The organism is Pseudomonas sp. R1-18, assembly GCF_051132095.1.
GTDB lineage: Bacteria > Pseudomonadota > Gammaproteobacteria > Pseudomonadales > Pseudomonadaceae > Aquipseudomonas.
On the sequence record NZ_CP071658.1, the window covers coordinates 100,740 to 115,060 of the forward strand.

At 55.8% G+C, this 14,321-nt stretch carries 7 protein-coding genes, 2 tRNA genes and 2 rRNA genes; 6 read left to right on the top strand and 5 right to left on the bottom strand.

Features of this window, described 5'->3' with window-relative positions:
- Positions 1–290: 290 nt before the first annotated feature.
- From J3P77_RS00495 to J3P77_RS00515, 5 genes are all read right to left on the bottom strand, one after another.
- A complete protein-coding gene (locus tag J3P77_RS00495; RefSeq protein ID WP_434678899.1) occupies positions 291–1,784 on the bottom strand; it encodes an acetyl-CoA hydrolase/transferase family protein in 1,494 nt (497 codons plus the stop codon).
- A gap of 181 nt (positions 1,785–1,965) precedes the next feature.
- Positions 1,966–3,420: an NAD(P)(+) transhydrogenase (Re/Si-specific) subunit beta gene (locus J3P77_RS00500; RefSeq protein ID WP_434678901.1), complete on the bottom strand. Its 1,455-nt coding sequence runs from the start codon at positions 3,418–3,420 to the stop codon at positions 1,966–1,968.
- Entirely contained in the window at positions 3,420–3,740 is a 321-nt protein-coding gene (locus J3P77_RS00505) for an NAD(P) transhydrogenase subunit alpha (protein WP_125829460.1), read from the bottom strand. The genes J3P77_RS00500 and J3P77_RS00505 overlap by 1 nt, the downstream gene beginning before the upstream one ends.
- A gap of 12 nt (positions 3,741–3,752) precedes the next feature.
- Entirely contained in the window at positions 3,753–4,874 is a 1,122-nt protein-coding gene (locus J3P77_RS00510) for a Re/Si-specific NAD(P)(+) transhydrogenase subunit alpha (RefSeq protein WP_434678903.1), read from the bottom strand.
- Positions 4,875–5,298: 424 nt separating this feature from the next.
- Positions 5,299–6,204: a LysR family transcriptional regulator gene (locus J3P77_RS00515; RefSeq protein ID WP_434678905.1), complete on the bottom strand. Its 906-nt coding sequence runs from the start codon at positions 6,202–6,204 to the stop codon at positions 5,299–5,301.
- 156 nt (positions 6,205–6,360) lie between these two features.
- On the opposite strand from J3P77_RS00515, the gene J3P77_RS00520 reads away from it, so the two are divergent.
- The 6 genes from J3P77_RS00520 to J3P77_RS00545 all read left to right on the top strand — a co-directional run bounded on the left by J3P77_RS00520 (position 6,361) and on the right by J3P77_RS00545 (position 14,274).
- Positions 6,361–7,539 carry an acyl-CoA dehydrogenase gene (locus tag J3P77_RS00520; RefSeq protein ID WP_434678906.1) on the top strand — a complete coding sequence of 393 codons (1,179 nt, stop codon included), beginning with the start codon at positions 6,361–6,363 and terminating at the stop codon, positions 7,537–7,539.
- 12 nt (positions 7,540–7,551) lie between these two features.
- Positions 7,552–8,772: a CaiB/BaiF CoA transferase family protein gene (locus J3P77_RS00525; protein WP_434678908.1), complete on the top strand. Its 1,221-nt coding sequence runs from the start codon at positions 7,552–7,554 to the stop codon at positions 8,770–8,772.
- A gap of 575 nt (positions 8,773–9,347) precedes the next feature.
- Positions 9,348–10,884 (top strand): 16S ribosomal RNA (locus J3P77_RS00530).
- Positions 10,885–10,948: 64 nt separating this feature from the next.
- Positions 10,949–11,025: transfer RNA gene (locus tag J3P77_RS00535), tRNA-Ile, on the top strand.
- 28 nt (positions 11,026–11,053) lie between these two features.
- Positions 11,054–11,129 (top strand) — tRNA-Ala (locus tag J3P77_RS00540).
- 252 nt (positions 11,130–11,381) lie between these two features.
- Positions 11,382–14,274 (top strand): 23S ribosomal RNA (locus tag J3P77_RS00545).
- Together the 16S and 23S rRNA genes with 2 tRNA genes alongside form the textbook arrangement of a ribosomal RNA operon.
- Positions 14,275–14,321 lie beyond the last annotated feature (47 nt).

The window sequence follows — 14,321 nt, forward strand, 5'->3', positions numbered from 1 at the left end:
TTAGACATTGGCTTGACTGGTGCCCATTTTCCTCGCAGTCCGTCATTTTCCATAGGCACAGTTCATCTGTATTGTGAGGGTTCAGTTAACTGTTTAACCCTACTGTTTTGTTCGTAAATGGGGCAACTGTACCGGTTCGCACCCATGTGGTGCATTTAGGCTGCGCCACCTCTTGAAAGAGGTTAAAACCTGGCTCTTTTTACCAGTACAGTAGTACAGTTTCTGCCAGCTTTATGTGTGCCGCCGGGATAGCCGCAGAAACTGTTATTGCCTACTTCAAACTGTGCCTGTCAGCCGGCCAGCATTCGGCCCGTCGTTTCAAGATTGATGTGCCAGTTCAGGGCCTCTTGCAGGATGTGAGGCGTATGGCCACCGCGTGCGCAAGCTGCTTCGAAATAGGCATTGAGGGCATCCCGATACGAGGGATGCACACAGTTATCGATGATGACGCGAGCACGTTCGCGTGGCGCGAGACCGCGCAGGTCTGCCAGGCCCTGTTCGGTGACGAGAATGTCGACGTCATGCTCGGTATGGTCCACGTGGCTGACCATGGGTACAACGCTGGAAATCGCGCCGCCCTTGGCGATGGACTTTGTCACAAAGATGGCCAAGTGGGCGTTGCGGGAGAAGTCCCCGGAGCCACCGATGCCGTTCATCATCCGCGTGCCGCAGACATGCGTGGAATTCACGTTGCCATACAGATCGAACTCCAGCGCCGTGTTGATACCGATGATGCCCAGTCGGCGGATTACCTCGGGGTGGTTGGAGATTTCCTGCGGTCGAAGTACCAGCCGGGATTTATAGCGGCTGAAGTCGGCGAACACCTGCGCATGCTTGGCCGCCGACAGCGTCATCGAGCTGCCTGATGCGAAGCTCAGCTTGCCCGCGTCAAACAGATCGAAAGTAGAGTCCTGCAGCACTTCCGAATACATGGTCATGCCATGGAAGGGAGAGTCCAGCAAGCCATGCATGACTGCGTTGGCGATCGTGCCGATCCCTGCCTGCAACGGCATCAGCTGATTGGTCAGGCGATGTTCACGTACTTCATTCTTGAAGAACTCCACCAGGTGGTTGGCGATGGCTTGTGTATCTTCATCCGGCGGCAGGACCGTGGAGGGTGAGTCTGCCTGGTCGCTGATCACGATGCCGACAATCTTTGCCGGATCGATTTTTACCGCGTGGCTGCCAATGCGCGAATCCGCTTCCAGTACCGGAATCGGCAAGCGCGTCGGCCGGTAGCTCGGGATGTATACGTCGTGCAAGCCTTCCAGTTCGAGCGGCTGGGAAAGGTTGATCTCGACGATGACCTGTTTGGCGAGGATCGCAAAGCTGGCAGAGTTGCCCACCGACGTGCTCAGGACCAGATGGCCTTCTTCAGTAATGGCGACGCATTCGATCACCGCAACGTCGACCGCCTTGATCTGCCGGTTGCGCAATTGCTCGACCGTATCCGACAGATGCTGATCAATGAACATGACAGAGCCAGCGTTAATGGCTTTGCGTAGCGTACTGTCGACCTGGAACGGCATGCGACGCGAAAGAACTCCCGCTTCGGTCAGCTGCTTATCCAGATCGTTGCCCAGGCTTGCGCCGGTCATGAGGCTGATTTTCAGCGGGGTCAGCAGTGCGCGCGCGGCCAGGGCGTAGGGAACGGCCTTGGCTTCGCCAGCGCGGGTGAAGCCGCTCATGCCGACGGTCATGCCATCTTCGATCAAGGCGGCGGCATCGGCGGCGCTCATTACCTTGTTCATGAGAGAGGGCAGGCGGATACGGTCATGGTACATGGGATGTTGTCTCGGATGAGGATGCGAGCGCCAAGTCTAGTGAGTTGAGTACTTTTCGTCCCACTACCAAGGTCGAATTTGAGGGCTCTGATTGGCGGCTTTCAGCGCAAAACACTGTTACGTGAAATGCAAAAGGCCCCGGCCGCATCGCGAACCGGGGCCCTAAAACGCCAGTGTGAAATTAGGCGTTGTCCACAGCCTTGACCATGTCTTCAATCACTTTTTTGGCGTCACCGAAGACCATCATTGTCTTGTCCAGATAGAAGAGCTCGTTATCCAGGCCGGCATAACCGCTGGCCATCGAGCGCTTGTTGACAATGATTGTCTTGGCCTTGAACGCCTCCAGAATGGGCATCCCGGCGATGGGCGACTTCGGGTCGTTCTTCGCGGCGGGGTTGACCACGTCGTTCGCGCCCAGAACCAGCACCACGTCGGCCTGACCGAACTCGGAGTTGATGTCGTCCATCTCGAACACCTGATCGTAAGGCACTTCGGCCTCGGCCAGCAGCACGTTCATGTGCCCTGGCATACGGCCCGCGACAGGGTGAATGGCGTACTTCACAGTGACACCATGATGAACCAGCTTCTCGGTCAGCTCCTTGAGTGCATGCTGTGCACGAGCGACTGCCAGACCATAGCCAGGCACGATGATGACGGTGTCCGCATTGGTGAGAAGGAAGGTCGCATCGTCTGCCGACCCGGACTTGACCGGGCGCGCTTCTTTGCTGCCCGACGGACCGCCGACATCGACTGCTCCACCGAAGCCGCCACCGATCACATTGAAGAATGAGCGGTTCATCGCCTTGCACATGATGTAGGACAGGATCGCGCCCGAAGAGCCGACCAGCGACCCGGCAATGATCAGCATTGAGTTGTTCAGCGAGAAGCCGATTCCCGCAGCCGCCCAGCCTGAATAGCTGTTGAGCATCGACACTACTACCGGCATGTCTGCGCCGCCGATCGGGATGATCAGCAATACTCCGATCACGAATGCCAGAGCCAGCATGATCGCGAAGGCGGTCAGGCTGCCTGTGAACATGAAGACCAGACCGAAGAACAACGTGGCCAGGCCCAGGACCAGGTTGAGTTTGTGCTGCCCGGCAAACTGTACCGGTGCGCCTTGAAACAGGCGGAACTTGTATTTCCCCGAGAGCTTGCCAAAAGCGATAACAGAGCCGGAAAAGGTGATCGCACCAATGGCCGCGCCCAGGAACAGCTCAAGGCGGTTACCGGTCGGAATGGCGTCGCCCAGATGGCGGACGATGCCCAGCGACTGCGGCTCGACCACTGCGGCGATGGCAATGAATACCGCAGCCAGGCCGATCATGCTGTGCATGAACGCCACCAGCTCCGGCATCTTGGTCATCTCGACACGCTTGGCCATGATCGAGCCAGCGGTGCCGCCGACGAGCAGGCCGATGACGATGTAACCGATACCTGCGCTGGCGCCATCCGCAGCCGAAAGCGCTGCCAGCTTGTACACCAGTCCGATGGTGGTGATCACCGCCAGACCCATGCCGAGCATGCCGAACAGGTTGCCCCGACGTGAGGTGGTTGGATGTGACAGACCCTTGAGCGCCTGGATGAAACAGACCGAGGCGACCAGATACAACAGGGTTACCAGATTCATACTCATTACTTCTGCACCTCATCCTTGGCTTTCGGTGCTTTTTTCTTGAACATTTCCAGCATGCGCCGGGTAACAAGAAAACCGCCGAACACGTTTACCGCGGCCAGCGCTACAGCCAGCGTACCCATGGTTTTACCAAGCGGCGTAACCGTAAGCGCGGCGGCCAGCATCGCTCCAACGATCACGATGGCGGAGATGGCGTTGGTCACAGCCATCAAAGGCGTATGCAATGCAGGTGTAACGTTCCAGACCACGTGGTAACCGACATAGATCGCCAGTACAAAGATGATCAGGTTGTAGATACCGGGGGAGATCAACTCTTCCATTTGCGGGTGTCCTCAGGCGTTCTTGCGGATGACCTGGCCGTCGCGGCACATCAGGCACGCGGCGACGATGTCGTCTTCGAGGTTGATCGAAAGCATGCCTTCCTTGTCGAACAGCAGCTTCATGAAGTCCAGCAGGTTGCGGGCGTACAGCGCAGAGGCGTCCGCAGCGACCAGCGCGGGCAGGTTGGTGTGGCCGACGATGGTCACGCCGTGTTTGACGACCACCTGATCGGCAACCGTCAGCGGGCAATTACCACCTTGGGCGGCGGCCAGGTCGACGACCACCGAGCCGGGTTTCATCTGCGCAACGGTTTCGGCGCTGAGCAATACTGGCGCCTTGCGGCCAGGAATCAGTGCCGTGGTGATGACAATATCCGCCTGCCTGGCGCGCTCGTGGACAGCTACTGCCTGACGCTGCATCCAGCTCGCCGGCATGGGGCGCGCGTAGCCGCCTGTGCCTTCAGCGCATTCGCGCTCTTCATCCGTTTCATAGGGCACGTCGATGAACTTGGCGCCCAACGATTCAATCTGCTCTTTTACCGCTGGACGAACGTCAGATGCCTCGACCACGGCACCGAGGCGCTTGGCGGTCGCGATCGCCTGCAAGCCGGCCACGCCGGCACCCAGGATCAGCACGCGTGCTGCTTTGACGGTACCGGCGGCGGTCATCAGCATCGGCATGAAGCGTGGGTAGTGATGAGCACCCAGCAGCACCGCTTTGTAACCGGCAATGTTCGCCTGGGAGGACAGCACGTCGAGGCTTTGCGCGCGGGACGTACGCGGCGCTGCTTCCAGTGCGAAAGCCGTGATGCCTTGGGTGGCCATCCTGGCAATCGTTTCGTTGCTGAACGGGTTGAGCATGCCGATGACAACTGTGCCGCTTTTAAGCGTGGCCAGCTCGCTGTCATTGAGTGCGGCGACCTTCAGAATCAGCTCTGCTGCCAGAGTCTCATCATGACTCGCAACCGTTGCTCCGGCTGCAGTGTAAGCGTCGTCCGGAACGCCAGCGCGGAGGCCCGCACCGGTCTGAACAGTCACCTTGTGGCCTTGGCTGATCAGCTTTTTGATGGTTTCAGGGGTTGCAGCAACCCGTGTTTCACCCGGTTGGGTTTCTAGGGGAACACCAATGTGCACGTCAAATCTCCTGCGCGATCTTTTTTATCTTCATAAATAAGGCCAGGGCACTGCGGCTGGTGCGCCTGGGTATGTCGATCAGCACGCCCCATTCAGCACGGGGCGCCGCATTTTGCAGGCAGCACAAAGGGGGTTCAATACATTCTGTAACGAGACTATAGATTAACTACAAGTCACCCTGTGACCTATTGTCGCGGTTATTGGCTGAAGACCTCTAACTGCAAGGCCTGTAGCGAATTCCTTGAAAACTCTGTGGAAAATGAGATTTTTCAGTCGGTTTTACGGATTTTGCCAAAAAATGCCCGAACGCCGCGTTGTGCAAGCGTTTCAGGCACTTTTCCCGTTATGCAGCCGGATTGCGTCATGGCGACATAAACTTATATCTGTAGGGGTTTTTATGGATGGACTACTGACTTATTGGCCATCACTGATCCAACGGAAGACGGTAGCGCTCCGCCTGCTCGATTACCCAGTCCCGGAAGGCGCGCAGGGAGGCCGATTCGGTTTTCCGCTCGGGAATCATCAGGTGATAAGCCTTGGTGCTGGCCAGCGCTTGCGGGTGAGCAATCACCAGGCGCTGTTCCTGGAGCTCACGCTGGATCAGAAATGGCGGGATCAGGGCAATCCCCATCTCATGCATCGCTGCCTGCGCCAACATTGAAAACAGCTCGTAACGTGGGCCAGTCATATCACGCGACAGGCTGAGCTCCTGAACGTTGAACCACTGGCGCCACGCGTAAGGGCGGGTGGTTTGCTGCAGTAGCGGCAGCTCGGCAATGGTTTCGACGCTCAGAGTCTTTCGGCCATTCATGAGCGCGGGACTGCAAACGGGCATTGGGTTCTCACCCATGAGGCGGTGAGCCTGGGCGCCGGGCCACTCTCCATCGCCAAAGTAAATCGCGGCATCGAAATCGGTATCGGCAAACAGAAAGGGACGCGTACGGTTCGTCAGGTTGACCGTGACTTCAGGATGCCGCTGCTGGAAATCCTTCAGGCGTGGCAGCAGCCATTGAGTGCCAAACGTGGGAACGACAGCCAGCTCGATCATATTGGCACCTTGCTGGCCCATGACCGACAAGGTGTCCCGTTCGACGGCATCCAGTTGTGTGGCGACACGACGACTGTAGGAAAGACCGGCTTCGGTCAGCTTCACTCCGCGTCTGGAGCGTCGGAACAGCTCCACGCCGAGAAAGTCTTCCAGGCTGCCGATCTGCCGGCAAATTGCACTTTGGGTCAGCGAAAGCTCTTGAGCGGCTTTGGTAAAGCTTTCGTGCCGAGCGGCAGATTCAAAGCTTACTAGCGTGGCAGTGCTGGGGATTTTGCGACGCATGTACGGTGTGCTCACTGATCTGGAAGATAAAGCGCGGTGTTTACTCGTTACGAAGTGAGAAATTAGCACAGTAGAGTGAATAATCGTCGTTTGTGGCAGGCCAGATCCGCGACTAGGATTAGCGCACGACATTTGCGTGACAGGTAGAGGTGACTCATGAGCAAGGCGAGCTTTAACTGGATCGATCCGTTGTTGCTGGATCAACAGCTGACCGAGGAAGAGCGCATGGTCCGCGATAGCGCGGAGCAGTTCGCCCAAGGCAGGCTGGCCCCGCGTGTCCTGGAAGCCTTTCGTCATGAGCAAACCGATCCAGCCATCTTTCGCGAAATGGGCGACGTGGGCCTGCTGGGGGCGACCATTCCGGAAGAGTACGGCGGCAGCGGCTTGAATTACGTCTGTTACGGCTTGATCGCGCGTGAAGTCGAGCGAGTGGATTCAGGTTATCGGTCCATGATGAGCGTGCAGTCCTCGCTGGTCATGGTGCCCATCAATGAATTCGGCACGCAGGCCCAGAAGCAGAAATATCTGCCCAAACTGGCCTCCGGCGAATGGATTGGCTGTTTCGGGTTGACCGAGCCTAATCATGGCTCCGACCCAGGAGCGATGATTACGCGCGCCCGCAAGGTAGACGGCGGTTACCGGCTGACTGGAAGCAAGATGTGGATCACCAACAGTCCGATTGCGGATGTCTTCGTGGTGTGGGCCAAGGATGATGAGGGAGATATCCGCGGCTTCGTACTGGAGAAAGGCTGGGCAGGCCTGAGCGCGCCGGTCATTCATGGCAAGGTTGGTCTGCGCGCGTCGATTACCGGCGAGATTGTGATGGACAACGTATTCGTGCCCGAAGAGAACATCTTTCCCGAGGTGCGTGGTCTGAAGGGTCCATTTACCTGTCTGAACTCGGCTCGCTACGGCATCTCGTGGGGAGCGCTGGGGGCGGCGGAATTCTGCTGGCATACGGCGCGTCAGTACACCCTGGATCGTCAGCAGTTCGGCCGGCCTCTGGCGGCCAACCAATTGATCCAGAAAAAACTGGCAGACATGCAGACCGAGATCACGCTCGCGTTGCAAGGCTGCCTGCGCCTGGGTCGCATGAAGGATGAGGGTAGCGCTGCGGTCGAAATCACCTCGATCATGAAGCGTAACTCTTGCGGCAAAGCATTGGACGTTGCGCGTATGGCGCGGGACATGTTGGGTGGCAACGGTATTTCAGACGAATTCGGCATCGCCCGGCATCTGGTCAACCTGGAGGTGGTCAACACCTACGAAGGCACCCATGACGTGCACGCGCTGATTCTCGGGCGAGCGCAAACCGGTATCCAGGCTTTCTATTAAGGAGGCGTGGCCATGGGCGCGTTATCGCATATTCGGGTCCTGGATCTTTCTCGAGTGCTCGCAGGGCCCTGGGCCGGCCAGATTCTTGCCGACCTAGGTGCGGAGGTCATCAAGGTGGAGCGCCCGGGTTGCGGTGATGACACCCGCTTCTGGGGGCCTCCGTTTCTGAAAGACCCACAAGGTGAGAACACGTCTGAAGCGGCCTATTACCTGTCCGCCAATCGCAACAAGCAGTCGGTGACGATCGATTTCACCAAGGCTGAGGGGCAAAGGCTGGTGCGCGAGCTGGCTGCCAGGTCCGATGTCCTGATCGAGAACTTCAAAGTTGGTGGCCTGGCGGCATACGGGCTGGACTATGAGTCTCTGAAGGCCATAAACCCGCGCCTGATCTACTGCTCGATAACCGGCTTCGGCCAGAGCGGACCGTATGCGAAGCGCGCAGGTTATGACTTCATGATTCAGGGCCTGGGAGGGCTGATGAGCCTCACCGGGCGTGCCGAGGGAGAAGAGGGCGCCGGGCCGGTCAAGGTTGGCGTAGCCCTGACGGATATTTTGACGGGCTTATATTCGAGCACTGCGATACTTGCCGCTTTGGCGCATCGAGAGCGCAGCGGTGCCGGGCAGCACATCGACATGGCGCTGCTGGACGTTCAGGTGGCATGTCTGGCGAACCAGGCCATGAACTACCTCACGACGGGAGTTGCGCCGCGCCGGCTGGGAAATGCTCATCCCAATATCGTGCCCTATCAGGATTTCCCGACCGCCGATGGAGACTTCATTCTTACTGTGGGCAACGACAGCCAGTTCAGGAAGTTCGCCGAGGTGGCGGGGCAGTCGCACTGGGCCGATGATCCGCGATTCATCAGCAACAAGCTGCGCGTGGCGAATCGCAACGAGCTGATCCCGTTGATACGCCAGGTTACCGTCTTCAAGACTACCGCTCAGTGGGTAACTGAGCTTGAAGAAGCGGGCGTGCCTTGCGGGCCGATCAATGATCTGGCTCAGGTGTTCGCCGATCCGCATGTACAGGCTCGCGCGCTAGCCGTCGAGCTGCCTCACGCATTGGGAGGAAAGGTCGCGCAGGTCGCGAGTCCGATTCGACTGTCGGAGACACCAGTTGAATATCGTCATGCGGCGCCACTGCTGGGTGAGCACACTGAACAGATCCTCACTGGGTTGCTGGGGCTTGGGCAGAGCGAGGTCAGTGCGTTACGGGAAGCGGGCGTCCTTTAGCTATATATAGGTATTGAACGCCCCTTCTATATAGCAAAGCGGTCTGAATCAGATATTTCACACATTTTGAAATTAACGGTTGACGCGCTCCTGAATCTCTCTATAATTCGCCCCACTTCCGGCGCAGACGGAAACGAAAAAGCCTTGCGAATCAACGAGTTGCAAGGTTTTGGCAGTGAGGTCAGCGAAGAAGTGGCGTCGGTCAGGTTGATCGACAGCGGTGAGAAAAAAGAGTTTGACACGCGGTTGTAACGCTGTAGAATTCGCCTCCCGCTGACGAGCAACGCAGAGTTGATCGAGGCGCAAGTGGTTGAAGTGAATAAGGAAACTTTGAAACTTCTGAAAATAACCGCTTGACAGATACAGAGGACGCTGTAGAATGCGCGCCTCGGTTGAGACGAAAGAATCAACCCACCGCTCTTTAACAACTGAATCAAGCAATTCGTGTGGGTGCTTGTGGTGTCAGACTGAAGTCAACAGATTATCAGCAACCCTAGTTACTCCGCGAGAAATCAAAGATGTAACCAGATTGCTGAGCCAAGTTTAGGGTTTTCTCAAAACCCAGATAGATGTTTGAACTGAAGAGTTTGATCATGGCTCAGATTGAACGCTGGCGGCAGGCCTAACACATGCAAGTCGAGCGGCAGCGGGTCCTTCGGGATGCCGGCGAGCGGCGGACGGGTGAGTAATGCCTAGGAATCTGCCTGGTAGTGGGGGATAACGCTCGGAAACGGACGCTAATACCGCATACGTCCTACGGGAGAAAGCAGGGGACCTTCGGGCCTTGCGCTATCAGATGAGCCTAGGTCGGATTAGCTAGTTGGTGAGGTAATGGCTCACCAAGGCGACGATCCGTAACTGGTCTGAGAGGATGATCAGTCACACTGGAACTGAGACACGGTCCAGACTCCTACGGGAGGCAGCAGTGGGGAATATTGGACAATGGGCGAAAGCCTGATCCAGCCATGCCGCGTGTGTGAAGAAGGTCTTCGGATTGTAAAGCACTTTAAGTTGGGAGGAAGGGCAGTTACCTAATACGTATCTGTTTTGACGTTACCGACAGAATAAGCACCGGCTAACTCTGTGCCAGCAGCCGCGGTAATACAGAGGGTGCAAGCGTTAATCGGAATTACTGGGCGTAAAGCGCGCGTAGGTGGTTCGTTAAGTTGGATGTGAAATCCCCGGGCTCAACCTGGGAACTGCATCCAAAACTGGCGAGCTAGAGTATGGTAGAGGGTGGTGGAATTTCCTGTGTAGCGGTGAAATGCGTAGATATAGGAAGGAACACCAGTGGCGAAGGCGACCACCTGGACTGATACTGACACTGAGGTGCGAAAGCGTGGGGAGCAAACAGGATTAGATACCCTGGTAGTCCACGCCGTAAACGATGTCAACTAGCCGTTGGGAGCCTTGAGCTCTTAGTGGCGCAGCTAACGCATTAAGTTGACCGCCTGGGGAGTACGGCCGCAAGGTTAAAACTCAAATGAATTGACGGGGGCCCGCACAAGCGGTGGAGCATGTGGTTTAATTCGAAGCAACGCGAAGAACCTTACCAGGCCTTGACATCCAATGAACTTTCCAGAGATGGATTGGTGCCTTCGGGAGCATTGAGACAGGTGCTGCATGGCTGTCGTCAGCTCGTGTCGTGAGATGTTGGGTTAAGTCCCGTAACGAGCGCAACCCTTGTCCTTAGTTACCAGCACGTTATGGTGGGCACTCTAAGGAGACTGCCGGTGACAAACCGGAGGAAGGTGGGGATGACGTCAAGTCATCATGGCCCTTACGGCCTGGGCTACACACGTGCTACAATGGTCGGTACAGAGGGTTGCCAAGCCGCGAGGTGGAGCTAATCTCACAAAACCGATCGTAGTCCGGATCGCAGTCTGCAACTCGACTGCGTGAAGTCGGAATCGCTAGTAATCGCGAATCAGAATGTCGCGGTGAATACGTTCCCGGGCCTTGTACACACCGCCCGTCACACCATGGGAGTGGGTTGCACCAGAAGTAGCTAGTCTAACCTTCGGGAGGACGGTTACCACGGTGTGATTCATGACTGGGGTGAAGTCGTAACAAGGTAGCCGTAGGGGAACCTGCGGCTGGATCACCTCCTTAATCGACGACTCGGCTGCACCATAAGCTCCCACACGAATTGCTTGATTCATTGAAGAAGACGATTGGGTCTGTAGCTCAGTTGGTTAGAGCGCACCCCTGATAAGGGTGAGGTCGGCAGTTCGAATCTGCCCAGACCCACCAATTACACCGGTGCACCCTGTAGCGATACGGGGCCATAGCTCAGCTGGGAGAGCGCCTGCCTTGCACGCAGGAGGTCAGCGGTTCGATCCCGCTTGGCTCCACCATTACGCCGCCGTGGTTGGTACAGACAGTTGTCATGCTAAAGCTTAGAAATGAGCGTTCCATCCGCTGGATGATGAATGTTGATTTCTGATCTTTTTCAGAATCGTTCTTTAAAAATTTGGGTATGTGATAGAAAGATAGACTGAACGTTGCTTTCACTGGCAACGGATCAGGCTAAGGTAAAATTTGTGAGTAATTGCAAGTTTTCGGCGAATGTCGTCTTCACAGTATAACCAGATTGCTTGGGGTTATATGGTCAAGTGAAGAAGCGCATACGGTGGATGCCTTGGCAGTCAGAGGCGATGAAAGACGTGGTAGCCTGCGAAAAGCTTCGGGGAGTCGGCAAACAGACTGTGATCCGGAGATGTCTGAATGGGGGAACCCAGCCATCATAAGATGGTTACCTTGCACTGAATACATAGGTGCATGGAGCGAACCAGGGGAACTGAAACATCTAAGTACCCTGAGGAAAAGAAATCAACCGAGATTCCCTTAGTAGTGGCGAGCGAACGGGGACCAGCCCTTAAGTTGATTTGAGATTAGCGGAACGCTCTGGAAAGTGCGGCCATAGTGGGTGATAGCCCTGTACGCGAAAATCTCTTGTCAATGAAATCGAGTAGGACGGGGCACGAGAAACCTTGTCTGAATATGGGGGGACCATCCTCCAAGGCTAAATACTACTGACTGACCGATAGTGAACCAGTACCGTGAGGGAAAGGCGAAAAGAACCCCGGAGAGGGGAGTGAAATAGATCCTGAAACCGTATGCGTACAAGCAGTGGGAGCCCACTTTGTTGGGTGACTGCGTACCTTTTGTATAATGGGTCAGCGACTTATTTTCAGTGGCGAGCTTAACCGAATAGGGGAGGCGTAGCGAAAGCGAGTCTTAATAGGGCGTCTAGTCGCTGGGAATAGACCCGAAACCGGGCGATCTATCCATGGGCAGGTTGAAGGTTAGGTAACACTGACTGGAGGACCGAACCGACTACCGTTGAAAAGTTAGCGGATGACCTGTGGATCGGAGTGAAAGGCTAATCAAGCTCGGAGATAGCTGGTTCTCCTCGAAAGCTATTTAGGTAGCGCCTCATGTATCACTGTAGGGGGTAGAGCACTGTTTCGGCTAGGGGGTCATCCCGACTTACCAAACCGATGCAAACTCCGAATACCTACAAGTGCCGAGCATGGGAGACACACGGCGGGTGCTAACGTCCGTCGTGAAAAGGGAAACAACCCAGACCGTCAGCTAAGGTCCCAAAGTCATGGTTAAGTGGGAAACGATGTGGGAAGGCTTAGACAGCTAGGAGGTTGGCTTAGAAGCAGCCACCCTTTAAAGAAAGCGTAATAGCTCACTAGTCGAGTCGGCCTGCGCGGAAGATGTAACGGGGCTCAAACCATGCACCGAAGCTACGGGTATCATCTTTTGATGATGCGGTAGAGGAGCGTTCTGTAAGCCTGTGAAGGTGAGTTGAGAAGCTTGCTGGAGGTATCAGAAGTGCGAATGCTGACATGAGTAACGACAATGGGTGTGAAAAACACCCACGCCGAAAGACCAAGGTTTCCTGCGCAACGTTAATCGACGCAGGGTTAGTCGGTTCCTAAGGCGAGGCTGAAAAGCGTAGTCGATGGCAAACAGGTTAATATTCCTGTACTTCTGGTTACTGCGATGGAGGGACGGAGAAGGCTAGGCCAGCTTGGCGTTGGTTGTCCAAGTTTAAGGTGGTAGGCTGGGATCTTAGGTAAATCCGGGATCCTAAGGCCGAGAGCTGATGACGAGTGTCCTTTAGGACGCGAAGTGGTTGATGCCATGCTTCCAAGAAAAGCTTCTAAGCTTCAGGTAACCAGGAACCGTACCCCAAACCGACACAGGTGGTTGGGTAGAGAATACCAAGGCGCTTGAGAGAACTCGGGTGAAGGAACTAGGCAAAATGGCACCGTAACTTCGGGAGAAGGTGCGCCGGTGAAGGTGAAGCATTTACTGCGTAAGCCCTCGCCGGTCGAAGATACCAGGCCGCTGCGACTGTTTATTAAAAACACAGCACTCTGCAAACACGAAAGTGGACGTATAGGGTGTGACGCCTGCCCGGTGCCGGAAGGTTAATTGATGGGGTTAGCGCAAGCGAAGCTCTTGATCGAAGCCCCGGTAAACGGCGGCCGTAACTATAACGGTCCTAAGGTAGCGAAATTCCTTGTCGGGTAAGTTCCGACCTGCACGAATGGCGTAACGATGGCGGCGCTGTCTCCACCCGAGACTCAGTGAAATTGAAATCGCTGTGAAGATGCAGTGTATCCGCGGCTAGACGGAAAGACCCCGTGAACCTTTACTATAGCTTTGCACTGGACTTTGAATTTGCTTGTGTAGGATAGGTGGGAGGCTGTGAAGCGTGGACGCCAGTCTGCGTGGAGCCATCCTTGAAATACCACCCTGGCAACTTTGAGGTTCTAACTCAGGTCCGTTATCCGGATCGAGGACAGTGTATGGTGGGTAGTTTGACTGGGGCGGTCTCCTCCTAAAGAGTAACGGAGGAGTACGAAGGTGCGCTCAGACCGGTCGGAAATCGGTCGTAGAGTATAAAGGCAAAAGCGCGCTTGACTGCGAGACAGACACGTCGAGCAGGTACGAAAGTAGGTCTTAGTGATCCGGTGGTTCTGTATGGAAGGGCCATCGCTCAACGGATAAAAGGTACTCCGGGGATAACAGGCTGATACCGCCCAAGAGTTCATATCGACGGCGGTGTTTGGCACCTCGATGTCGGCTCATCACATCCTGGGGCTGAAGCCGGTCCCAAGGGTATGGCTGTTCGCCATTTAAAGTGGTACGCGAGCTGGGTTTAGAACGTCGTGAGACAGTTCGGTCCCTATCTGCCGTGGACGTTTGAGATTTGAGAGGGGCTGCTCCTAGTACGAGAGGACCGGAGTGGACGAACCTCTGGTGTTCCGGTTGTCACGCCAGTGGCATTGCCGGGTAGCTATGTTCGGAAAAGATAACCGCTGAAAGCATCTAAGCGGGAAACTTGCCTCAAGATGAGATCTCACTGGAACCTTGAGTTCCCTGAAGGGCCGTCGAAGACTACGACGTTGATAGGTGGGGTGTGTAAGCGCTGTGAGGCGTTGAGCTAACCCATACTAATTGCCCGTGAGGCTTGACCATATAACACCCAAGCAATCTGCACGCTTCGAAAGAAACGACCAGATTGC

Coding starts and splice junctions, on each gene's coding strand:
- J3P77_RS00495 (WP_434678899.1), bottom strand. CDS start 1,784: ATGTACCATGACCGTATCCGCCTGCCCTCTCTCATGAACAAGGTAATG.
- J3P77_RS00500 (WP_434678901.1), bottom strand. CDS start 3,420: ATGAGTATGAATCTGGTAACCCTGTTGTATCTGGTCGCCTCGGTCTGT.
- J3P77_RS00505 (WP_125829460.1), bottom strand. CDS start 3,740: ATGGAAGAGTTGATCTCCCCCGGTATCTACAACCTGATCATCTTTGTA.
- J3P77_RS00515 (WP_434678905.1), bottom strand. CDS start 6,204: ATGCGTCGCAAAATCCCCAGCACTGCCACGCTAGTAAGCTTTGAATCT.
- J3P77_RS00520 (WP_434678906.1), top strand. CDS start 6,361: ATGAGCAAGGCGAGCTTTAACTGGATCGATCCGTTGTTGCTGGATCAA.
- J3P77_RS00525 (WP_434678908.1), top strand. CDS start 7,552: ATGGGCGCGTTATCGCATATTCGGGTCCTGGATCTTTCTCGAGTGCTC.